At 68.5% G+C, this 22,684-nt stretch carries 14 protein-coding genes; 10 read left to right on the top strand and 4 right to left on the bottom strand.

The features are described 5' to 3' along the window. Nucleotides 1-9: 9 nt before the first annotated feature. Entirely contained in the window at nt 10-390 is a 381-nt protein-coding gene (locus tag IG04_RS0138720) for a RidA family protein (protein WP_030481733.1), read from the top strand. Nucleotides 391-449: 59 nt separating this feature from the next. Here IG04_RS0138720 and IG04_RS0138715 read toward each other — a convergent pair whose 3' ends face one another. Both IG04_RS0138715 and IG04_RS44630 read right to left on the bottom strand, forming a co-directional pair. Continuing rightward, a complete protein-coding gene (locus IG04_RS0138715; protein ID WP_030481732.1) occupies nt 450-2,357 on the bottom strand; it encodes a tachylectin-related carbohydrate-binding protein in 1,908 nt (635 codons plus the stop codon). A gap of 105 nt (nt 2,358-2,462) precedes the next feature. After that, nucleotides 2,463-4,526 (bottom strand): tachylectin-related carbohydrate-binding protein, encoded by a 2,064-nt coding sequence (locus IG04_RS44630; RefSeq protein ID WP_084401614.1) that lies wholly within the window; start codon nt 4,524-4,526, stop codon nt 2,463-2,465. Nucleotides 4,527-4,892: 366 nt separating this feature from the next. Here IG04_RS44630 and IG04_RS0138705 point away from each other — a divergent pair, with 366 nt between their 5' ends. From IG04_RS0138705 to IG04_RS0138690, 4 genes are all read left to right on the top strand, one after another. Next, nucleotides 4,893-14,570, top strand: coding sequence for a LamG-like jellyroll fold domain-containing protein (locus tag IG04_RS0138705; RefSeq protein WP_144065434.1), 9,678 nt, complete (start codon nt 4,893-4,895; stop codon nt 14,568-14,570). Beyond that, on the top strand, nt 14,571-14,930 hold the full coding sequence (locus IG04_RS0138700; RefSeq protein WP_051771698.1) for a hypothetical protein: 360 nt from the start codon (nt 14,571-14,573) through the stop codon (nt 14,928-14,930). It begins immediately after the preceding gene. Nucleotides 14,931-15,025: 95 nt separating this feature from the next. Continuing rightward, complete coding sequence (locus tag IG04_RS0138695) at nt 15,026-15,616, top strand: hypothetical protein (protein ID WP_030481728.1); 591 nt, start codon at nt 15,026-15,028, stop codon at nt 15,614-15,616. Continuing rightward, nucleotides 15,613-16,269: a hypothetical protein gene (locus IG04_RS0138690; RefSeq protein ID WP_030481727.1), complete on the top strand. Its 657-nt coding sequence runs from the start codon at nt 15,613-15,615 to the stop codon at nt 16,267-16,269. The genes IG04_RS0138695 and IG04_RS0138690 overlap by 4 nt, the downstream gene beginning before the upstream one ends. On the opposite strand, the gene IG04_RS0138685 is transcribed toward IG04_RS0138690, so the two are convergent. Continuing rightward, nucleotides 16,263-16,604: a DUF1844 domain-containing protein gene (locus tag IG04_RS0138685; RefSeq protein ID WP_030481726.1), complete on the bottom strand. Its 342-nt coding sequence runs from the start codon at nt 16,602-16,604 to the stop codon at nt 16,263-16,265. The genes IG04_RS0138690 and IG04_RS0138685 overlap by 7 nt on opposite strands. A 300-nt stretch (nt 16,605-16,904) precedes the next feature. Between IG04_RS0138685 and infC the strand changes: the two genes are divergently transcribed. The 5 genes from infC (at nt 16,905) to IG04_RS0138660 (ending at nt 19,984) form a co-directional block, all read left to right on the top strand. Further along, nucleotides 16,905-17,516, top strand: a complete 612-nt coding sequence (infC, locus tag IG04_RS0138680; RefSeq protein WP_030481725.1) for a translation initiation factor IF-3 — start codon at nt 16,905-16,907, stop codon at nt 17,514-17,516. 49 nt (nt 17,517-17,565) lie between these two features. Beyond that, a complete protein-coding gene (rpmI, locus tag IG04_RS0138675) occupies nt 17,566-17,760 on the top strand; it encodes a 50S ribosomal protein L35 (RefSeq protein ID WP_030481724.1) in 195 nt (64 codons plus the stop codon). A gap of 77 nt (nt 17,761-17,837) precedes the next feature. Beyond that, nucleotides 17,838-18,227: a 50S ribosomal protein L20 gene (rplT, locus tag IG04_RS0138670; protein ID WP_030481723.1), complete on the top strand. Its 390-nt coding sequence runs from the start codon at nt 17,838-17,840 to the stop codon at nt 18,225-18,227. Next, nucleotides 18,224-19,066, top strand: a complete 843-nt coding sequence (locus tag IG04_RS0138665) for a TrmH family RNA methyltransferase (RefSeq protein ID WP_084401680.1) — start codon at nt 18,224-18,226, stop codon at nt 19,064-19,066. Before rplT ends, IG04_RS0138665 begins: the two co-directional genes overlap by 4 nt. A 36-nt stretch (nt 19,067-19,102) precedes the next feature. After that, nucleotides 19,103-19,984 (top strand): S41 family peptidase, encoded by an 882-nt coding sequence (locus tag IG04_RS0138660; protein WP_036016750.1) that lies wholly within the window; start codon nt 19,103-19,105, stop codon nt 19,982-19,984. Here IG04_RS0138660 and IG04_RS0138655 read toward each other — a convergent pair. After that, entirely contained in the window at nt 19,981-22,683 is a 2,703-nt protein-coding gene (locus tag IG04_RS0138655; RefSeq protein ID WP_030481720.1) for a hypothetical protein, read from the bottom strand. The two genes, IG04_RS0138660 and IG04_RS0138655, sit on opposite strands and share 4 nt — an antisense overlap. Nucleotide 22,684 lies beyond the last annotated feature (1 nt).

The following is a 22,684-nucleotide window of genomic DNA, read 5'->3' as shown; positions in this document are numbered from 1 at the left end:
GGAATTACGTTGTCCAAGGTTGAGATCAAGACCGCTGACGCTCCGCAGCCGGTGGCCCGCTTCTCGCAGGGTGTCCGCAAGGGCAACATCCTGCAGGTGGCCGGACAGGTCGCGTTCGACCCGAAGTCGGGCGAGATCGTCGGCACCACCGTCGCCGAGCAGACGCGCCAGACGTTCGCGAACCTGCACGCCGTCCTCGCCGCCGGTGGCGCGTCCATCGACGACGTCGTGATGATCCGCGTCTACCTCACCGACACCGCGCACTTCGCGGAGCTGAACGAGGTCTACGGCGAGTTCGTGACGGACCCGGCTCCCGCTCGCACGACCGTCTACGTCGGACTCCCGGCCGGCCTGCTGGTCGAGATCGACGCGCTGGCCGTCGTCGACTGATCCTGCTGTACGGCAACGGCCCCGCCGATTGGCGGGGCCGTCGTCGTGCTGCCGGTAGCTCAGCGCCGGGTCTTGCCTCCCGTGTAGCTCACTCCGGAGTCGCCGACGGCACTGCGAGCCGAGGGCGTCGCGCCGAACGAGCCGAGGTAGGTGTAGATCTCGCCGATCGGGTCGCGCCACGTGAGCAGGACGTCCCCGGTGTTCGTCTTGATCATCGTGGTGTCGGTGCCGGCCTCGTGGGTGTCGCGGATCTCCCAGGCGCGGAACGGGAGCGAGGGCGTCGACTGCCCGGTGGTGTTCACGAACCCGTTGGTGTCACGGGCGCTCAGCTCCAGGCTGCCGGTACCGGCCAGCACCGCGGCGGGCGCACCGGCGGCGACCAGCGAACCGACCTGCTGCCACGTGCCGGGGAAGCCGGAGGTGCCTTCCCGCTGGGTGTGGATCCTGTTGTCGGTCCGCCGGACCACGACCTGCACCTTGCCGTCCGTGTGCACGACGGCGGCGGGCTTGCCCACCACGTCGGTCACGCCGGTGCTGCGTGCGGCGGCCAGTGTCGTGCCGTCGAACTTGCTCGCCCGCACGGAACCGTCCGCGTACCGGCCGACGATCTCGATCGTGTTTCCGTTGCGCAGCGCGGAGAAGTCCGCGGTCAGACCGGAGCCGCCGAGCGAACGCCACGCGCCGAAAGTGCTCTTCGCCGGCGCGCCCCACAGCACCAGTTGCCTGCTGTACCAGAGACCACCGGACGCGTCGACCCCGAACGAGACGAGCAGGTTGTCCTTGTCCTTCACGATCACCGGGCTGCTGACGAACCTGCCCGCGAGGCCGGTGAAGGCGGTCGACCACTGGTTCAGGTTCTTGGTCGTCTGCGTGCGGCCGCGGATCCCGGCGTCCGCGGTGCTGTTGGCCTGGACCTCCAGCTTGCCGTCCCCGTAGACGCCGAAGCCGACCTCGCCGGTGAACTGTTCGTGGCCGGTGATGGGCGTGTGGTCCACCAGCAGGATGTCGCCGGTGTGCCGCTGCCTGCCGTGCAGCAACTTGCCCGCGTTGACGAGGAAGTAGTTCACCAGGTTGTCGTCACCCTGGTACGCGGCGAGGGGCGCGGTGAAGTTCGGGGTCAGCGTCGGCGTGGCAGGTGGCGCCGGGCTGCCGCCGAGGATCTGACACGCGTCCGGCGCGCCCTCGATCTGCCAGGCGGAGGACCAGCCGTCGGAGATGAACTTGCTCGCGTCGGTGGCCCAGGCGCCGTCCCCGAGGTAGCGGTACCAGCGCAGTTGGCCGGTGTCGGCCTTCAGCGCGTAGAAGACGCCGCCGCCGACGGAGGCCACGTCCGAGAACTGGCCCCAGCCGCCTTCGCCGACGCGGCGCTCGTACTCGAGCCAGCGCTGGCTGTCGGCGTCGTACTGGTAGCGGTAGAGCGCGCCGGCGGTCGAGCGGGCGAAGAGGCCGCCCGCGCCGTCGGCGAAGATCATGTCGTACTTGTTGCCCCAGCCCGTGTCGATGATCCGCTCGGTCCAGATGCGGGTGTTCTCGTCGAAACGCCACCAGTGCAGCGCGTTGTCCGACGGGAAGCCGTAGAAGTCGCCGCGCGCGTCGATCGTGAGCCGCGTCTTGGCAGAAGCATCACCCCAGCCGTTCCAGCCGGTGGCGATCGTGTCGGGTGTTCCGTTGTGATCCCAGCCGGTGCCGTTCCAGGAGAACTTGTTGACCACGCCCTCCGGCGTGATCTCGTAGGTACGGCCGCCGGGACCGGTGTGCATCTGCCCGTCCCACGCGAACCCGATGCCGCGGTTGGCGTTCCAGACCGGATTGCCGTTCTCGGGTTCCTGGTGCGCCCTGAGCTCCAGGCCGCTGTCGGCGTGCCGCACGAAGATCGGCGCGGCCGTCTGGCAGGACAGCGTGCCGGCCGCGACCGCCGATGTGGCGAGCGCGGGCGTGACAAGACTTGCGGCGGTGACTGCCGCCACCGCTATTCCTCTTGCTCTCACAGTGGTTCCCCGGATCTTTCGGTGGACATGGGAAGGACCGTCCTCCGTGGCGGAAGCTCCACAGAGGACGGTCTTTGGGGAGTATCAGGACTTCGTCTTGCCGCCGGTGTAGGTCGGTGCCGTGCCGGCCGTGCTCGCCGTCGCCGAACGCTGCGCGAGAGCCGGGCCGAAAGTGCCGCGGTAGGCGTAGACCTCGCCCATCGGGTCGCGCCACGCGACCAGCAGGGTGTTGTCGCTCCAGCGGACCATCGTCGGGTCGGTCGCGGCCTCCCGGACGTCGCGGACCTCCCAGGCGCGGAAGCCGGTGGTCTCCTGGCTCTTGCCCGTGGTGTAGATGAGGTTGTCGTTGCCGCGCGCCGCGACCTCGACGGCGTTGCTAGCGGTGACGACGGCGGTGGGGGACCCGGCGGCGACGAGGCCGTCGACGACCGTCCACGTGCCGGGGAAGCCCGCCGAGTTCTGCTTCTGCGTGTAGATCTTGTTGTCGGTCTTGCGTACCAGCACTCGCACCGTGCCGTCGTCGTGCAGCACGGCCGCGGGCTTGCCCTTGACGTCGGTGCCGCCGAGGTTCGTCCACGTGCCAAGCGTCGTGCCGGTCAGGCGGGCGACGCGGACGGAGTTGTCGGTGTGCCGTGCGACCACGTCGAACGAGCTGCCGTTGGGCACCACCGCGAAGTCGGAGGTGAGGCCCGAGCCACCGAGCGAGCGCCACGCCGTGAAGCGGCCGTCCGCGGCGATCTGCTTGCGGTACCAGAGTTGTCCCTCGGCGCCGACGCCGAACGACGACTGCAGGCCGTCACTTCCCTTGGCCAGGACGGAGTCTCCGGCCAGGTGACCGCGGTGCCGCAGCACCGGGCCGTCCGCCGGGAAGTAGCCGTTCGGGATCACCTGGGTCTTGCCGCGCGTCTCGGCGTCCTCATGGCTGTGCGCCTGGACTTCGAGCGTGTTGGCGAGGGTCGAACCCACCGCGGTGGCCGTGTTCAGGGCCGCCGCCGGCCGGCCGGTGTACTTGGTGTAGCCGTTCAACGGCTGGTGGTCGACCAGCAGCAGGTCACCGGAGTGGCGCTGTTTGCCGTGATACAGGGTGCCCTGGTCGTTGACGAAGAAGTAGTTCGCCAGCTTCTCCGCGGTCGTGCCCTCGACCAGCGTCAGCGGAGCGGTGAAGTTCGCCTGGACCGCGGGCCGCGGCGTGGTCGGGTAGCCGACGAGCCTGCAGTCGCCGGGGTAGGCCACGACGTCGAGCTCGTTGTACCAGCCGGTGCCGACGACCTTGCCGAGGTTCGTGTTCGGGTCGCCGGGCGCCCAGGTGTTGCTGTCCTCGAGGTAGCGGTACCAGAGCATCTCGCCCTGGCCGTTCGGTCCGGGCCACGTGCCGTAGAGGATGTCGCCGCCGGGCGAGAAGACGCGGTTGAACATGTTCCAGCCGGCCCCGACGTACAGGCCGTACTGCAGGAACCGGTCGGCCGCGGCGTCGTAGCGGAAGCGGAACAGCTGACCGTCCGGCTTGCGGGCGTACAGCACGCCGTCCCCGGCCGCGACGATCAGGTTGTACTGGTCCCAGCCGGTGTCGAGGGCCTTGCCGCCACCCGTCTCCGCGGTCCAGCCGCCGTCGTCACCGCCTTCCCAGACGAACATCTTCAGCTTGCCGTCCGCGTTGATCTCGAACAGCCGGCCCTTCTCGTCGACCGTCACCTTGTTGCGGTGCTCGGGCTGGCTGTACCGGGCCCAGCCGTTGCCCACGGAGCGGTACTGCCCGCCGCCGGGCATCGTCGCCCAGCCCGGACCCGTTGGAGTGTCGACGATCCGGAGCCGGCGCAGGTCGCCGGAGGCGGCACCCTGGTTGTCGCCGACGAGGTGGTAGACGACGCCGTCGGGGCCGGCGAGCGCACGGCCGATCTGCCAGCCGCTGCTGGGGACGTCCTGCTTCGCGCCCCAGACGAAGTTGCCGTTCTCGGGCTCCTGGTGGGGGTACCGGAAGACGGTGCCCTGCTGGGTGACGCCGACGACGTTGACCGCGGAGTTGCAGTTGAGCGACGAGGCGGCGGACGCGACGTTGACGCCTGGCGCCACGATCAGGGACAGGCCCACCGCGCCGGCGAGGGCTGCACCCAGCCCGGATCTGCGCGCGCGAGTAGAACGCGTTGACATTAACTCCCCCAGAGTCGAGTCAATGTGGACAGTCGACGGGCCGGTAGGCGTCGTTCCTGCACCACAGTCTGCGAATCGGACCGTAGCTCAGCGGGTCGGCAGATCGCCAGCCCCAAACGCGTCACACGCTCGTGCTGCTTGTCCTGACGTGTCCGAAAGCCTTCTGGCTCTTGACACCGGCTTGGCGACCTGACGATGCTCAGCTGTCGGCATCTGGGGTTGACGGCGATTTCACACGCGCTGTTGTCGTAGAGGGTTTCTGGGGGTAGGTCCATGGCCAGCGGCCGTTTTTGGCGTGCGCGCATGCTTTTTCCGCGTTCTAGAAAAGGCAGAATCGCGGCCGTCGTAGGTTTGATCATGGTGCTGATGGCGGGCACCGTGGGGCCTTCGGCGTTGCAGCTCATCCCGCAGTGGGCCGCGGGTGGCGCGCTTGATCCGAGCGAGCTCGCCCCTGACCAGAAGTGGGGCTCCGCGGCGGATCAGCCCCATGAGACCGAGGGCACCGGTGCGGCGAACCGCGCGATGCCGAAGTCCGAGCTCGCCAAGCACCCGCAGCCGAACTTCCCGGCGGCACCCACGCCTCCGCCGAACAAGGCGGAGCAGGTCGACGCGCCGAACGGGTTCAAGGGTTTCAACGCCCAGAGCAGCAAGGAGGACGCGGCCAAACGAGACGCGAACTCCCGCACCTTCCGCAACGCCGACGGCACCCAGACCACCGAGTACTCGCAGTCGCCGCTGAACTTCCAGCGCCCCGACGGCTCCTGGGCGCCGATCGACACCACGATCGTTCCTGACGGCGACGGCTTCCGGAACGCCGCGGACTCCGTGGACACCCGCTTCAACGCCACCGCCTCGGAATCGCCGTTCGTGCGCATGCGCCTGTCCGGCGACCACGAGATGTCCTTCGGCTTCGCGGGCACGAGCGCGGCGAAGGCTCGCGTCGAAGGCAGCGGCATCACCTACCCCGGTGTCGCGGCCCACACCGACCTGCGGCTCGACGTCGCTTCGGGCGGTGTCAAGGAAACGCTGGTCCTGACGTCGCGCGACGCGGCGACGAGCTGGCTGTTCCCGTTGCAGCTCAAGGGTTTGCAGGCCAAGATCGCCGACGGCTCCGTCGTGCTGAGCGACAACGCCGGCAACGTCAAGGCCAGGATCCCCGCCGGTGACATGACCGACGCCGCCGGCGCGGTGTCGACGGCCGTCACCTACGAGCTGGTGCCGCACAACGGCGGCCAGGCGCTGAGGATGACGGCGGACGCGGGCTGGATCCGTGACGGCGCCCGGCAGTTCCCGATCGCCGTCGACCCGACGGTGAGCGGCCTGAACGCCGGCCCCGCCATCTCGACCAATGGTTCGTCCGCGCTGACCGGGTCGACGCTCAAGTCCGGTGACGGCTACACCACCTACCTGAAGTTCAACACCAGCGGGATCGCCAACCACCGCGTGTTCGGCGCCCAGCTGTACCTGTCGAACTACGACGCGCCGTCGTGCCGGCCGCAGCCCATCAGCGTGCACCCGGTGAACCAGGCGTGGGACAGCGGTACGACGGCGGTGCTGGCCACCGGCGGCGCACTGGGCGGAGCCTCGTTCGCCTATGGCTACGTCGGCCTCGGCCAGTCGCAGTCGGCCTGTCCGCCGAGGCCGGAGGCCGTCGACCTCGGTGAGGGCGGCCGGAACCTGGTGCAGGGCTGGACGAAGGGACAGGCCAACAACGGCCTGGCCGTCAAGGCCCTCGCCGGCTGGAAGCTGTTCGCGGGCGCGGGCACGGCCAACCCGCCGCGGCTGTTCGTCACGAGCACGCAGTACGACGCCGGCTACCGCATCGACCGCGGCGTGCCGGAGCCGCCGGTGCACCGCACCAGTGACAGCGGGGACCCGAAGCCCACCGTCAAGATCACGGTGACGAACAAGAGCGGCCGGCAGTGGAGCGCGGCCGAGGGCTACAAGCTGTCCTACCGCGCGTTCAGTGCGACGGGCCAGCCGAAGGACGCCCGCGTGGCGGCCGATCTGCCGGTCGGCGTCACCGTCCCGCCGGGCGGGAGCATCACACTGGACGCCAGGGTGTTCCAGCTGGAGCCGGGCGACTACCTGCTCGACTTCAGCATGGTGCACAACAACACCTTCTTCACCGACGAGCAGATCCCACCGGCCCGCCTGTCGTTGACGGTGTTCGAACTGCCGCCGATCGTCAAGGCGCAGTACCCGCCGGCCGGCCACTCCTCGCCCGTGCTGACGCCGCAGCTGTGGGCCGACGCGGTGGACGTGGACGCCCCGCCGAACACGACGATCGACTACGAGTTCGAGGTCTGCCAGAAGAACGACGTCACCGGCGAGGTCAACGTCGGCTGCCGGATCTCGCCGAGGTCGAAGTCGCGCACCTGGACCGTCCCGAAGGGATGGTTGCAGTGGAGCGAAACCTATTACTGGCGCGCCTTCGCGATCGACCCGGCGGGTACGCGCAGCGAGAAGCTGGAGTTCAGCGCGCTGCTGACCGCGGTGCCGCAGCCCGACATCACCTCGCACCTGGGCGGTGCGCCCTACAGTGCCGGTGACCTCGACTTCGACCCGCAGATCGGCAACTACACCACCGCCGCGGTCGACTCGGCCATCGGTGTCACCGGCCCCGAACTCACGGTCTCCCGCACCTACAACAGCCTCGACCCGCGCAAGGACCTCGCGTTCGGCGCCGGCTGGTCGACGCGCTACGACATGCGCGTCGTGCCGGACAACGACGGCACCGGCAACGTCGTGGTGACGTATCCCGACGGCCAGGCGGTGCGGTTCGGCAAGAACAACGAGGACGGCAGCTTCGATCCGCCGCCCGGCCGGTTCGCGACCTTCTACCAGGACGTCGCGTCGTCGAACTACGTGCTGGTGGACAAGTCCAACACCACCTACACGTTCCGCTCCGACGGCAAGATCGCGTCGATCTACGACAACGCCGCCAGGCTCGTCGAGTTCGACTACGGCATCACGGGGCTGCTCAAGCGCGCGATCAACCGCACCAGCAACCGGACACTGTGGTTCACCTACTCGGGCAAGCACGTCAAGGAGGTCCGGACCGACGCGCCGACCACCGGTGGCACGCCGATCAAGTGGACCTACGAGTACTTCGGCGACCAGCTGACGAAGGTCTGCGACCCGACCGGTGCCTGCACGCAGTACGAGTACTCCCAGGGCTCGCACTACCGGTCCGCGGTGATGGACTCGAAGCCGGACTCCTACTGGCGGCTCGGTGAGCCGGCCGGCAACGCGGCGGTCAGCCAGGTCGCGACCAACCTGACCAAGGACTGGGGCGAGCACAGGAACACCACGCGCGACCACGCCGGTCCGCTCGCCGGCAGCCCGGACAGGGCGACCGGGTTCAACGGCACCAGTTCGCTGGTCAAGCTGCCCGACGGCGCGATCAAGAAGAGCCGCGACCTGTCCATCGAGCTGTGGTTCAAGACCACGACCGGTGGCCCGTTGATGGGCTTCCAGCACAAGCCGTTCGACCAGAACCCCGAAGGCGCCGTCCCGGTCCTGTACGTGGACAAGGACGGCAAGCTGCGCGGCCAGTTCTGGCACGGCAGGGTCTCGCCGATCACCAGCGCCACCGCGGTGAACAACGACCAGTGGCACCACGTCGTGCTCACCGGTTCGCTCGCGGTCACCACGATGTACCTCGACGGCGCCAAGGTCGGCGAGATCACCGGTGCCGAGATCGACGACAGCAGGCTGAACTTCGGTCAGATCGGCGCCGCGCACGCCGTCGGTCCCGCCGACTGGGCGCCGCACGGCTGGTGGCCGAACGAGGGCAAGAAGTTCTTCAACGGCCAGATCGACGAGGTCGCGCTCTACCAGCACCCGCTGGGTGAGGCCGCGGTCAAGCAGCACTACGCCGCGCGTGAGCACTCCGACCAGTTGACCAAGGTCATCATGCCGAGCGGCCGTGTTGCCGCGGAACTCGCCTACGACACGACGAACGACCGCATCTCGGAGTACACCGACGAGAACGGCGGCACCTGGAAACTGGGTCTGCCGCAGGTCTCCGGCACCGAGGAGAAGGACGCGGCGGGCCGTTCGATCAAGAACCTGGTCCGCTCGATCGAGGTGACCGACCCCGGCAAGAGGTCGCACTTCTTCGACTACGACCCGATCAAGGGCCGGATCATCAGGTTCGTCGCCCCGCTGGGCATCGGCGTGCGGCACGAGGACAGGGCGGACCCGTCCGTCGTGCCGACCACCCCGACGGCGGCGCCGCCGTGCACCACCGCCCCGACGCCGAACCCCGACGGCAGCCCGACCTACTGCGGTGGCAAGACGGGCAACAACCCGAACTGGATCGGCGGTCCCGTCCAGGGGCTAGGTGTCCGCACCTACGACTACGACGAGAGCGGCTTCCAGCACGTCATCACCGACGAGAACGGCCACCAGGTCGAGCTCAAGCACGACGAACGCGGCAACGTGGTGTCGCGCAAGACATGCCGGACGTCGACCCAGTGCGACACGGAGTACTTCACGTATCACAAGCCGGCCGCCGGCAACGTGAACGACACCGATCCGCGCATCGACAAGCAGCTCACCGCCCGTGACGCGCGTTCGGCGAGTGCGAGCGACAACACGTACCTGACCTCGTCGACGTACAACACTCGCGGCGATCTGCTCGAGCAGAAGATGCCCGACGGCTCGACCGTCGTGCACAGGTACGCCGAACTGGGAGACAGGAGGGGTGCGAACGGCGTCGACGTTCCCCTCGGCCTGCTGTTGAGCACGACGGATGGTCGCGGCAAGAAGACGGAGTACCTGTACCACGCGAACGGCGACCTGTTCTCCGTCACCGAACCGCCGCGTGCGGAAGGTGCCAACGGCATCACCACCGAATACCGGTACGACCTGATCGGCCGCAAGATCAGCGAGAAGCAGATCTCGGACGAGTACCCGGCCGGCCTGGAGACGAAGTTCCTCTACGACGGGCGGAACAAGCCCGTCGAGGTGACCGACGCCGCCGTCACGAACGCGGTGACGAACGCCAAGCACACCAGGCACACCAGGACGACGTTCAACGCCGACGGCCTGCCCGAGCGGATCGACATCGCAGACCTGACCGGTGGCGACGAGACCAGGACGATCGCCTACGGCTACGACGACCGCGGCCGGCAGAGCTCGGTCACCGACGCCGAGGGCGCGACGACCTCGTACGCCTACGACGTGTTCGGCAACCGGACGTCCGTGGTGGACCCGTTGGGCACCAAGGTCGAATACGCCTACACGGCCCGCAACAAGCTCGCCGAGGTCCGCATGCGCGGCTTCCACGGCAAGCCGATCAGCGGTGGCATCGGTACCGCCGAGCCCGCGGACAACGGTCAGATGATCGTGATGGAGTCGTACACCTACGACCTCGGCGGCCGGCTCGTGTGGCAGACGGATGCCATGGGCCGCAAGACGATGTACGACTACTACCAGAACGGCCTGCTGTTCCGGTCGCGTGCCGAGGTGCGCAACGCCGACGGCACGAAGTCGGCGAAGTTGCTGGAGGAGAACACCTACGACGCCGCGGGCAACGTCCTGACCCGCAAGGGTGCGGGCGACCGCGTCACGACGTACAGGTACAACACCAAGAACCAGGTCGAGCAGATCGTCGCCGATCCGAACGCGTTGGGGCGCACGACTCTCTACACCTACGACGCGAACGGTCTCGTCAAACAGATCGTCAAGTCGGGCCAGGCCTCCAACACCGGCGGGATGAGCGCGGCCACCAGCGAGGTCGTCGACTACACCTACGACAGCGTCGGCAACCTGCTCACCGAGGGGATCAAGTTCGGCGCGCAGTCGCTGAGCACGACGCGCGCCTACGACCGGCGCGGCCTGATGGTGTCGGAGACCGACCCGCGCGGCTTCACCACCGAGTTCTCCTACGACGAGCAGGAACGCCAGGTCCGGGTCAAGCAGCCTGCCGTGGCCGTGGAGACCGGTGGCGCGGCGGCGGTCGACGCCAGGCCGGAGAACGTGGTCGGCTTCAACACCTTCGGCAACGAGGTCCAGTCGAAGAACGAGAACGGCCAGATCACCAAGCGGTTCTACGACAAGAACGGCCGCCCGCTGCGGGTGGAACTGCCGGACTACGTGGCACCGGGCACGACCACGCCGATCAAGGCCGTCACGTCGACCAGGTACGACGCCGCGGGCAACGCCGTGGAGACGACCAGTCCGCGTGGCTCCGTCACCAGGTTCCGCTACGACCAGCTCGGCCGCATGGTCGAGCGACAGGACCCGAAGGCGGACGCGCCGACCGAGGTCGGCGGCGTGTGGAAGTACACCTACACGCACAAGGGTGAGCAGCTCTCGGCGACGGACCCGACGGGTGCGCGTACCGAGTCGACCTACGACGACCTGGGCCGCCAGGTGACGTCGTCGGTGCTGGAGCGCAGGCCCGTCGCCGCCGCGTTCACCACGTCGTTCGAGTACAACGACGCCGGCGAGCTGGTGAAGGCCACCGCGCCGAACAACGACGTCACGAGGTTCACCTACGACGCGCTCGGTCAGCGGATCACGTCCACCGACCCGGCGAACGTGACGACGAAGTTCGGGTACGACGGCTCCGGCCGCCAGGTGTGGCAGCAGGACGCCATGGGGCGCAGCAGCTTCGTGAGCTACGACGCGGCCGGCCGGATGAAGGGCCAGTTCAGCCTCGACGGTGCCGGAGCGATCCAGCGCCGCACGTCCTACACGCACGACGCGGCGGGCAACGTCGAGACCGCGACGGACGCGATGGGCAAGACCGCGCGCTTCACCTACGACGCGCTCGGCAGGATGACCCAGCAGGTCGAACCGATCTCGGACACCGAGAACATCACGACCTCGTTCGGCTACGACGCCGCCGGCCAGCGGACCCGCTACACCGACGGCCGTGGCAACAAGTTCGTCACCACCTACAACTCGTGGTCGCTGCCGGAATCGGTCGTCGAACCGTCGACCGAGGCTCACCCGAACGCGGCCGACCGGACGTGGACGAGTACCTACGACGCGACGGGCAACGTCGCGAAGATGGTGGCGCCCGGCGGAGTCACGAGGGAACGGCAGTACGACTTCCTCAACCGCGTCGTGCGGGAGACCGGTTCCGGCACCGAGGTGGCCTCGGCCGAGCGGACCCAGGCCTACGACCCGGTCGGCAGGCTGCTGGAATCCGGTGCGCCGGGCGGCAAGAACATCTTCACCTACAACGACCGCAGCGGAATGCTCACCGCGAACGGCCCGTCGGGCGACTCGTCGTTCGAGTACGACGAGCTCGGCAGGATGAAGACCAGGACGGACGTCTCCGGCACCGCCCGCTTCACCTACGACAAGGGCCGCCTGCACACCGCGACCGACAGCATCACCGGCACCGGCCAGGTGTTCAGCTACAACGCGGCCGGTCAGGTCTCGAAGGTCCAGTACGGCGCCAGCCGCAGCCGGGACGTCGACTACGACCCGCTCGGCAGGATGAAGTCCGACGTGATGAAGGACGGCACTTCCGGCGCCGTCGTCTCGTCGCTGGCCTACGAGTACGACAACAACGACCGCCTCACGCGGAAGGTGACGTCGGGTCTCGCGGGTTCGGGTGACAACACCTACACCTACGACTACGCGAACCGCCTGAAGTCGTGGACCGTCGGCGGCGTCACGACCGACTACGCGTGGGACGCCTCCGGCAACCGCACGAAGGCCGGAGCCAAGACCGCTGTCTTCGACGAGCGCAACAGGCTGAAGTCCGACAGCGACTACACCTACAGGTACTCGCCGTCCGGCGCGATGCTGTCGCGCACGTCGTCCGGCTTCGAGGAGAAGTTCTCCTTCGACGCCTTCGACCGGATGATCGCCGTGGGCCAGACGCAGTACGCCTACGACGGCTTCGACCGCGTGGTCTCCCGCAACACCAAGCAGTTCAAGTACGCCGGCACCGACATCGACCCGGTGTCCGACGGCGACTCGACCTTCGGCCGCGGTGCGTCGGGCGAGCTGCTGTCGTTGCAGCAGGGCACGGACAAGCGCGTCGCCGTGACCGACAAGCACGGCGACCTGGTGGGCGGCTTCGACCCGGCCCAGGCGGGCATGCAGGACTCGACCGCCTACGACCCGTTCGGCAAGCAGATCGCCTCGTCGGGCACGAAGCGTTCCGTTGGCTACCAGGGCGACTGGACCGACCCGGACTCCGGCCAGGTCAACATGGGCGCCCGCTGGTACCAGCCGAACACCGGTTCCTTCGCCTCGCGTGACACGGTCTCGGCCTCGTCCGGCGCCTCCGTGCTGTTCAACCGCTACACCTACGGCGCGGGCCGCCCGCTCGACATGATCGACCCCGACGGCCACTGGCCGAACTGGGGCAAGGTCTGGAACGGCGTCAAGTCCGTCGCCAAGGTCGGCCTCGAGGTTGTCAAGGAAGTCTCCGGCTACAACGACATCGCGAACTTCATCCGCGAGCCGAGCCTCGGCAACTTCCTGTGGGCAGCCTCGAACTTCGTCCCGTTCGGCAAACTCGCCAAGGGCGCCAAGTACCTCTTCAAGTACGGCGACGACGTCCTCGGCGGCGCGCGCAGGTACGGCGACGACGTCGTAGGCGCGGGCCGGAAGTACGGCGACGACGTGGCAGGCGCAGGCCGCAAGTACGGCGACGACCTGGCAGGCGCCGCCCGCCGCAACGCGGGCGACATGGCCAAGACAGCGGCCCGCGAGGCAGCACAGACAGCAGCTCGCAAGGCCGCGGCGGCCGCAGCGGCCGCGGCAGCCCGGCTAGCGGCGATGAAGGCGGTGACGGCCCGCGCCAAGGCCGCGATCGCCCACGCCGTCAAGAACAACGCGATGCCGATCCTGCAGGCCGCCCTGAAGCCGAAGATCGCCATGAAGGACCTCGTGTCCTCCTCGGCGAACATGCCGTCCCGGCTCGTGTCGGCGGTGGCCGAGAACGTCCAGGACGTCAACAAGGTCTGGGACACGATCAAGGCCACGATCATCAAACCCGGTGTGTCCGTGGTGCAGTCCGTGGGCGAGCAGGTGGTCTCGGACTTCGCCAACAGTCAGGTGCCTGGGCTCGGGGATCTGATCGGGCTGTTCGGGTCGAACAAGAAGCGGGGCAACGACAAGGCCAAGGACTCGGGCGCTCAGGGGCGCAACGGGGCCGGGGCTTCCTGCCCGATCCCGACCGCCAAGAACAGCTTCACCGGTGACACCCCGGTGTTGATGGCGGACGGGACGCGCAAGCTCATCCGGGACCTTCGAGTCGGTGACGTCGTGCTGGCCACCGATCCGACCACCGGTGAGACCGCTGCCAAGGAGATCACCGACGTCCGTGAGTACCTGACGGATGCGTCGGTGCACCAGCTCGACATCGCCTCCGAGACCGGGACCGGCAAGATCTCGGTGAGCGACGAGCACCCGTTCTGGGTGCAGGGGCTCGGGTGGCGTGAGGCTCAGGACATCCTGCCTGGGTACCAGTTCCTGACTGCTGACAACCGGTCGGCGACTGTTACCGGGACTCGGACGTTCTCGGGTGGGCGGCTTGTCTACAACCTCACGGTTGATGGGCTGCACACGTACTACGTGGGTGCCGGTGGTCCTGGAAAGGCTGCCGCTGCTGACGTCCTCGTTCACAACCAGGATCTCAGGTGCGGTACCGCTGACGACAACGGCGAGTCCGTTGATCCGCAGTCCGCGCCCGGTGGTAAGCGCGGGGCAGCGGTCAGCATCAAGCAGCTGAAGATGGCACTTGGCCGTGCTGGAATGAGCATCAGCGGCTACGACATCGTCCACGTTCCGGGGATGATCGATGACGGTGCCAACGGTGCACATGGCAACAGCCCGCATGACGGGAGCGGTACGCCCAAGTTTGGGCCGAGGGGCCGTCCGATCATCGAAATCGCAGACTCGGGTCTCACGAGCATGAGGTTCGCAGTGGAGACGATCTTCCATGAGATCGAGCACCATCGGCAGTTCAAGCTGTACGGCATCCACATGGGCGAGAAGTACCCCGAGGAGTACGGAGCGAAGATGGCGGACAAGTTCGAAAGAAGGACAAGGAGGTCGAGGTAGTTGGTGCGCCGCCGGAACTTCAGCCAGGAAGAGCTTGCGATCCTTTTCCGGGGTCCGAGCGTCCTGGAGGATCAGAACGAGCGTGAGTGTCCGGCCTGCGGGCAGATGTCGGTGCGGTTCTACGTGCGGAAGTCCGCACGGGCTGGGCAACCTACCTTGATGAACCACATGTGGTGCGCCAGTTGCGGGACCTTCTTTGCATCAACTGGCGGATACCCGCGCGGTCTGGTGATCCACGACCGGTGGCGGGAAGTGGATCCCGACGGCTGGCGTGACTTCAAATCGACCCTGAAGGTATTCGACACGCTCGATCGGCTGTGGCGGCGCGGCGTGTTGCCGCAGAGTTTCACCCAGGAGTAGCCGGCGCGGGCGTGCGACGAGCAACGATTCGCACGCCCGCGGCATGCGCCACGTGATCATCGACGCCTGAACGGTCGCGTGGCACCATCCGCGACATGAAGTGGTACGCGGACAGACCGGCAAGGTTCACGCGTCAGCTGATCGCCGACCTACTAGCCGCGGCATGGGTAGCCACCTGGATCTGGGTGGCCACCACCGCCCACGACTGGGTCCTGGAACTCAGGGCCCCGGGAGACGGCCTGGTCAACGCGGGCGGCGACATCCGCGACGTCTTCACCAACGCGGCGGCCAAGGCCAAGGGCGTGCCCTTCGTGGGCGAGGACCTGGCGGGCGCGCTGGGCAACGGCACCAAGGCCGGCGAAACCCTGACCAGCGCTGGTAATGCGCAGATCAGCGTGGTCCAGGACAGCGCCTTCTGGCTTGCCGCCGCCATCGTTGTCATCCCGGTCCTCTTCCTGCTCATCACCTGGCTGCCGCTCCGGCTCCAATACGCCCGCAAGGCGGCCGACACCGCTCGGCTGCGCGACAAGCCTGACCTGCTGGCTCTGAGAGCGCTCACAAGCCTCAGCTCCAGGCAGTTGAGCAAGTTCGACGGTGATCCCGCCGTGGCGTGGCGGACGGGGGACACTGACGTGATCGACGAGTTGGCACGACGTCAGCTGGCCTCGGTGGGGGTGAAGGCATGATCGTCCTGTCGGTGATCGCCGCGGTGGTGGCCATGTGCGCCACCGCTGTCGCCTTGTGGCAGGCGCGCGAGGCCAAGTTCGCGCAGACGGCCGCGAAGGAGGCGCAGAACGCCGCGAGCAGGGCTCAGGAGGAGGCGCAGGCCGCGCGGAAGGCCGTCGAGCAGGCCACGGCCAGTGCGTTGCAGGCCAAGGCCGCGGCGGAGGAAGCCAAGAAGGTGGCGGCCAAGGCCGAGGAGGCTGTCGGGAAGGCCGCGGAAGCCGCCACGGCGTCGCGGATGCTGGCCGACGAGGCCCAGGTCACCGCTCAGCAGGCGACGGCGCGGATCAACGAGTTCGTCGAGGTTCTCGCGGCCGCACGCAGCCGTAGTGGCATGCCGACGTTCGCGATCACGCCCGGCGCGCCCGACGAGTTCCGGCTCAGCTACTTCGGCGGGCCCGCCGTCATCGAGCAGCTCACGGTGTCCGTGGTGCCGGGCAGTCGCGTGCTCGGGCTCTCCCAGTACGACGAGCCGCCGGCCGAGCACCTCGAGGTGGGTCCGCTCCACAACGGCTCGGCCATCACCTTCCGGGCCGCTACCGGGCAACGGGCGAGCGCGGTGTTCCAGGTCAAGGCCGAGCCGTGGGAGCCGGTCGTCGTGCGAGCGGATCAGTAGACGGGACCGGTGAACTTCTCGCCCGGGCCCTGGCCGGGCTCGTCCGGCACGACGGAGGCCTCGCGGAACGCGCGCTGCACCGACTGCAGGCCGTCCTTCAACGGAGCGGCGTGCGGGCCGAGGTACTCGGAGGTCGCCGTGACCAGGCCGGCGAGGCCGGTGATCAGGCGGCGGGCCTCGTCGAGGTCGCGGCGCGGGGAGTTGTCGGGGTCCGGGTCGGCGAGGCCCAGGCGCTCCGCGGCGGCGGACAGCAGCATCACCGCGGCCCGGCTGATCACCTCGATGCTGGGGACATCGCCCAGGTCACGGATGCTGTCTTCAAGCGGATCGGTCACGGCTACATTCAAGCAAGTCCCCGCGGACGACCGACGTCACAGGCCCGCGATTCGGGGGTTGACAAGAGCGTCTGCTAGTATTTCGGACGCGACCAGCTCTCGTTAGTGCGAGAGCGGCAAGTGGAGCCCCGCTCCCACCCGCGTTCACCGCTTCTTGAGGTGGCCGGGTCCGGTCCTCCAGGTCACTGGCACACGGGTGCCCGTAGTCCTGAGGTGCGATCGGTCGGAAGCGGGCCCCTTCACCGGGAGACGGTGACGGGGCTCTTGTTTTTTGGCGCAACCGAGTCTCAAAGGACGTGAATGACAAGTCCCTCGAACCGCGGTGCACCCGTCAGCACCGAGCCGCGCATCAACGACCGCATCCGGGTGCCGGAAGTTCGTCTGGTCGGGCCGAATGGTGAGCAGGTCGGGATCGTTCGCATCGAGGACGCGCTCCGACTCGCGCAAGAAGCGGATCTCGACCTCGTCGAGGTCGCCGCTCAGGCTCGCCCGCCGGTCTGCAAGCTCATGGACTACGGCAAGTTCAAGTACGAGACCGCGCAGAAGGCTCGCGAGTCGCGTCGGAACCAGCAGCTGACGGTCATCAAGGAGCAGAAGCTCCGCCCGAAGATCGACCCGCACGACTACCTGACGAAGAAGGGCCACGTGGCCCGCTTCCTGTCGCACGGGAACAAGGTCAAGGTGACCATCATGTTCCGCGGCCGCGAGCAGTCGCGCCCGGAACTCGGTTACAGGCTTCTGCAGAAGCTGGCGGAGGACGTCGCGGAGCTTGGCTTCGTCGAGTCGAACCCCAAGCAGGACGGCCGCAACATGATCATGGTGTTGGCGCCGCACAAGAACATCAAGCCGCGCGTGGTCAAGCAGGACGACGATGCGCCCGAGGCGGACGACACCGCTTCGGACGAGGCGTAGGACGCACGCCCGCCCCCGACCCGGTGGGTAGCACGAGACGAGGACGGAAATGCCGAAGAACAAGACGCACAGCGGGACCTCGAAGCGCTTCAAGGTCACGGGCAGCGGCAAGATCCTCCGGGAGAAGGCCGGCAAGCGCCACATCCTGGAGAAGAAGTCCAGCAAGGTGACGCGTCGCATGAGCGGCACCGCGGTTGTGTCGGAGCACGACGCCCCGCGCATCAAGAAGCTGCTCGGTCTCTGACCCGCTTCGACACCCCCTAGCTAATTCGGGATCCGGACCCCGACTCCGGTTCCCCATGAGATCGACAGGATGGACCCGTGGCACGCGTCAAGCGGGCTGTAAACGCCCAGAAGAAGCGCCGTACCACCCTTGAGCTGGCGAGCGGTTACCGCGGCCAGCGCTCGAGGCTGTACCGCAAGGCCAAGGAGCAGGTGCTCCACTCGCTCAACTACGCGTACCGCGACCGCCGTGCGCGCAAGGGCGACTTCCGCAAGCTGTGGATCCAGCGCATCAACGCTGCCTCCCGTGCGAACGGCATGACCTACAACCGCCTGATCCAGGGTCTTCGCCTGGGCGGCGTCGAGGTCGACCGCAAGATCCTCGCGGACCTCGCCGTCCACGACGCCAACGCCTTCTCGGCGCTCGTCGAGATCGCCCGCAAGGCGCTCCCGGCCGACGTGAACGCTCCTGCCGGGGACCTGGCCTGAGCCAGCACCCTCGCGACAGCAACCGACCCGAGGCAGATCCGTTCACCGAACGGACACCTCGGGTCGTTGCTGCTCGCCACCTGACCCGCCGCCAGGGCCGCGACAAGGCAGGCCGCTTCCTCGTCGAGGGCGCCCAGGCCGTGCGCGAGGCACTTGCCTGGCAGGGCGGCGAGGTGCACGAACTGTTCGTCACGGCGACGGCGGCGGAACGCAACGCCGAACTGCTCCAGAGCGCCTCCGAGCGAGGCATCCGGATCAGCGAGGTCACCGACAAGGCCGCTGAATCGCTGTCGGAAACCGTGACGCCCCAGGGCATCGTCGCGGTGTGCGACGCGGTCCCGCAGTCGCTCGAAGCAGCCCTGCAGGGCACCCCGCGCCTCGTCGCCGTGCTCCATGGCGTCTCCGACCCCGGCAACGCGGGCACCGTCACGCGTGTGGCCGACGCGGCCGGAGCGGACGCGGTGATCTTCGCGGGCGACACGGTCGACCCGCACAACGGCAAGTGCGTGCGCGCCTCCACCGGCTCGCTCTTCCACCTGCCGATCGCTCGTTCCCGCAACGCGGACGAGGTCTTCGTCGCCTGCCGCCAGGCCGGGCTGAGGCTCGTGGCCGCCGACGGCTACGCGAAGCAGGACCTGGTCGAGGCATCGGCGAACGGCGAACTGGAGCAGCCCACCGCGTGGGTCTTCGGCAGTGAGGCGCACGGCCTGCCCGACGACGTCGTCGCGAAGCTGGACACCTCGCTGAAGGTGCCGCTGTACGGCGCCGCCGAGAGCCTGAACCTCGCGACGGCCGCCGCGGTGTGCCTCTACGCCTCCGCGCGGGATCAGCGGAATTGAGCTGACGGGCCACGGGCGCGCGGTTACTGTGCGCCCGTGCGCGAACCAGAGATCGAAACCCTGTGCTTCCAGCTCGCCTCCTACTACGTCTTTCCGGACACGGCCAACGAGATCGCGAAGGTCGTCCGCGCCCGTCTCGACGAGGGTGCGTACTCCGATGTGGACGATGAGGAGTTCGCGGCCAGAGTGACCGCGGACCTGCAGAGCGTCAACGGCGACAAGCACCTCCGCCTGCTCTACAGCGCGGAGGAGGTCCCCGAGACCGGCCGGGATTCGGCCTGGGACCCGGTGGCGAACAAGAAGGCAGCCGAGCTCGACGCGTTCGGCATCCGCAGGGTCGAGCGGCTCGAAGGCAACGTCGGCCTGCTCGAGATCCGCCTGCTGCACGACGCCGAGATCGCCACCCCCGCCATCGTCGCGGCGATGAACCTCATCGCGCACACCGACGCGTTGATCATCGACCTGCGCGGCAACGTCGGCGGCGACCCGCACACGGTCGCGCTCGTCTGCAGCTACCTGTTCGACGAACCCGTGCACCTCAACGACATCTACAACCGCCCGGAAGACTCCACCCAGCAGTTCTGGACGCTGCCGCACGTGCCAGGCCCGAAGTTCGGCGGCACGAAGCCCGTCTACGTCCTCACCAGCGCCCGCACGTTCTCCGGTGGCGAGGAACTGAGCTACAACCTCCAGCAGAACGAGCGCGCCACGCTCATCGGCGAGACCACCAGGGGCGGCGCCCACCCCGGCGACCGCTACCGGGTCGGCCCGCACCTCAAGTCCGCGGTGCCCAACGGCCGCGCCATCAACCCGATCTCCGGCACCAACTGGGAGGGCGTCGGAGTCGTCCCGCACATCGAGGTACCCGCGGAGAAGGCGTTCGAGGTCGCCTACGAGAAGGCGACCTCAAACAACTAGTCCAGCCGGGCGGTCAGCTCGCGCACCAGTGGATCGGTGCCGGAAGGCTTGTTCTGGCGCCGCAACGCCTCCGACAACATCGAGAGCACGTTCCCGGCCTGGTTGTCGTCGGGCAGCAGCGATGCCGCCCGGCGTGCCTCGGCCTCCGCTCCCTCCGCGTCGTCGGCGATGAGCAGCACGTGCGCCGCCTTCAGCACGACGAACACCCGCCAGCCCTCGTCGCCCAGCGACACCACCAGCGCCTCGGCGTCGCGGTACTGCTTCATCGCCAGCGCGAACTCACCGGTCTGGCCGTGCACCCAGGCGCGGATCGCGGCGATCTCGGCCTGGCGCCGGGTGACCTCGTTCGGCTCGTCCAGCGACGGCAGCAACGCCTCGGCGTCGTTCACGGCCGCACGGGTCTCGGTGATCTCGTCGTCGGGCAGGCTCGACGCCAGCTCGACCAGCGAGCCGATCGCCTCCGAGAGGTTGCCCTCCTGCTGCCACAACGCGGCGCCGGCGCGCCAGGACGCGATGGCCTCGTCGTGCTTGTCCAGCCGGCCCTGCACCGAGGCGAGCGCGTCGAGCAGGAACGCCCGGCGCCCCGTCTCCTCGGGCGGCAGCAGTTCGGCCGCCTCACGCAGGTAGCGCTCGGCCGCCGGGAGCTCACCCAGCTTGCGGCACACCTGGCCGAGCCGGAACACCACCTGCAGCCGCAGGTCCTCCTGGCCTTCCTGCAGCAGCCGCAACGACTCCTCCAGGACCTCGGCGGCCTCGACGAACCGGTCCGTCTGCACGTAGCCGCCGCTCAGCGCGAAGCAGAAGTGCGCGGTGTGGCCGGGGGAGAGGTGTACGCGGGAGATCGCCACGGCCTCGCGCAGATCGCCCAGGCAGGCCCCTTCCTGGTCCAGCTCCTGGATCGTCGCGACCTGGTACCAGCGGGCCTCCGCGGATTCCGGCAGCGGGAACGCCGACACGAACGCCCGTGCCGTCGCCACCGCCTCGGGAACCTTGTGCAGCAACGTCTCCAGCCGCAACCGCAGCCGGTAGCCCTCGAACCGGGCGTTCAACGGGATCTCGCCCGCCATGACCGCCAGGACGTCCGCGTACGCGCCTTCGAGGTCCTGCTGCCGCGCCTTGTGCTCGGCCGTCTCGACCGCGACCCGGCCACGCAGTTCCGGAACGTCCAAAGAGGACGCCAGCGCGATCATCTCGTTCGCCTGCTCGTGCGCGTGCGCGTCGTCGTACAGCTCCGCCAGCGACAGTGCCGCGACCGTCCGCGTGTAGTCCGTCGTCGCCTCGGCCAGGCACCGCTCGGCGAGCGCCTGGCCATCCGGCAGCCCCATCGCGAGCCTCGCCTGGTAACGCAGCGCGAGGTCGGCGGGCAACGCGGTCAGCAGCCCGTCGAACACCGCCGGGTCGAACGGCACGAGCCCGGTCGTCATCCGCCGGATGCCCGCGTGCGCCGCGAGATCGGGCGGTAGCAACGAGTCCATGTCCGCGGGCAGCGAGTCGAGCATCCGCCGCGCCTTCACGAAGTCGCCCTGCTCGTACAGCGTCACCATCGACTCGGCGATCTCCACCGGGTCGCCGAACACGACGGACTCCTCGGCGGGCGCGATGACCGGCGCGACCGGCACCGCGAGCTCCACCGCCGGGTAGTCCTTCTGCTCCAGCGACTTCGTGATCCGGTCGAGCCACGCCGGCGTGCCGTTGCGCTCGTCGAACTGCCTCGCGAGCTGCAGGGCCCGCTTCGACAGCCGGTCGAGGAGCTCGGCGGCCGTCCGCGAACCGACCGCGGGGACCTCGAACACCGTGTCGGCCGGAAGGCGCTGCAGCAGCACGGAAGCGCACTCCGCGAACGACATCTCGTCGGCCGGCAGCTGCACGCCCGTCACCTTGTGCAGCGAGCGGCGCAGGATGTCCTCGCCGCGCGCGAGGTTGCCCGTCAGCGCGCAGAACCGGATGTGCTCGTGCACGTACGAGGTGATCTCGTCGTCCTTGATCAACCGGTACGCCGTGGTGTGCGCGTGCGCGGCCTTCTCCAGCTCACCGATCTCCAGCAACGGCCACAGCAGCGCGGACAGGATGCCCTGCGGCTGCGTGGCGCAGCCGGAGTCGCCCGACAGGCCCTCCCAGCCGTGCGCGGCGGCCTCCTGGTGACGGCCGAGGCGCGCCAGCATCCAGACCTGCTCCTCGATCACGCAGGCCTCGCAGTCCGCCATCGGCCCGCGCTCCGTGGCGAGGTAGCGCCCGAGCTGCTCGGCGAGGCCTGTCATGTCACCGACGTGGTAGGCGTACTCGGCGCGGGCGCCGTGCACCGGCTGCACCGAGAAACCGAGCTTGCCGTAGCGGTCCGCCAGTTGACCGATCACGGCCTGCAGCTGTTCCAGCGAGAACTTCGGGTCGCGGCGCAGCCCGGTCGCGATCCACTTGTGCGCCCAGTTCAGCGAGTGGACCTCGTACTCGTTGAACGCCTCGGGGTCCTTCTCCTCGGCGGCCCGTACCCACGCGAACGGCGCGAGCATCAGGTCGTAGCGCGACAGGTAGTACGCCGAGTCGATCAGCGCGGTGCGGCACGAGACGCCGAGCGGCAGGTGCCCGAGCGCGTCGGACATGCGCGCGGCCCGTTCCAGCGCCTCGTGCTTCGGCATGCCCGTGGGCATGTTGTACGCCTCCAGGAACGCCCGTTCGGCGTCCTCGGCGGTGAAGTCGGCCATG

The organism is Lentzea albidocapillata, from assembly GCF_000719115.1.
Taxonomy (GTDB): domain Bacteria; phylum Actinomycetota; class Actinomycetes; order Mycobacteriales; family Pseudonocardiaceae; genus Lentzea; species Lentzea albidocapillata.
This window is presented reverse-complemented; position numbering and strand designations above follow the sequence as displayed.

Excerpts from the sequence above, each read along its gene's own strand:
- IG04_RS0138695 (WP_030481728.1), top strand. The coding sequence starts at position 15,026 with ATGAAGTGGTACGCGGACAGACCGGCAAGGTTCACGCGTCAGCTGATC.
- infC (WP_030481725.1), top strand. The coding sequence starts at position 16,905 with ATGACAAGTCCCTCGAACCGCGGTGCACCCGTCAGCACCGAGCCGCGC.
- IG04_RS0138690 (WP_030481727.1), top strand. The coding sequence starts at position 15,613 with ATGATCGTCCTGTCGGTGATCGCCGCGGTGGTGGCCATGTGCGCCACC.
- IG04_RS0138655 (WP_030481720.1), bottom strand. The coding sequence starts at position 22,683 with ATGGCCGACTTCACCGCCGAGGACGCCGAACGGGCGTTCCTGGAGGCG.
- rpmI (WP_030481724.1), top strand. The coding sequence starts at position 17,566 with ATGCCGAAGAACAAGACGCACAGCGGGACCTCGAAGCGCTTCAAGGTC.
- IG04_RS0138705 (WP_144065434.1), top strand. The coding sequence starts at position 4,893 with ATGGCGGGCACCGTGGGGCCTTCGGCGTTGCAGCTCATCCCGCAGTGG.
- IG04_RS44630 (WP_084401614.1), bottom strand. The coding sequence starts at position 4,526 with ATGTCAACGCGTTCTACTCGCGCGCGCAGATCCGGGCTGGGTGCAGCC.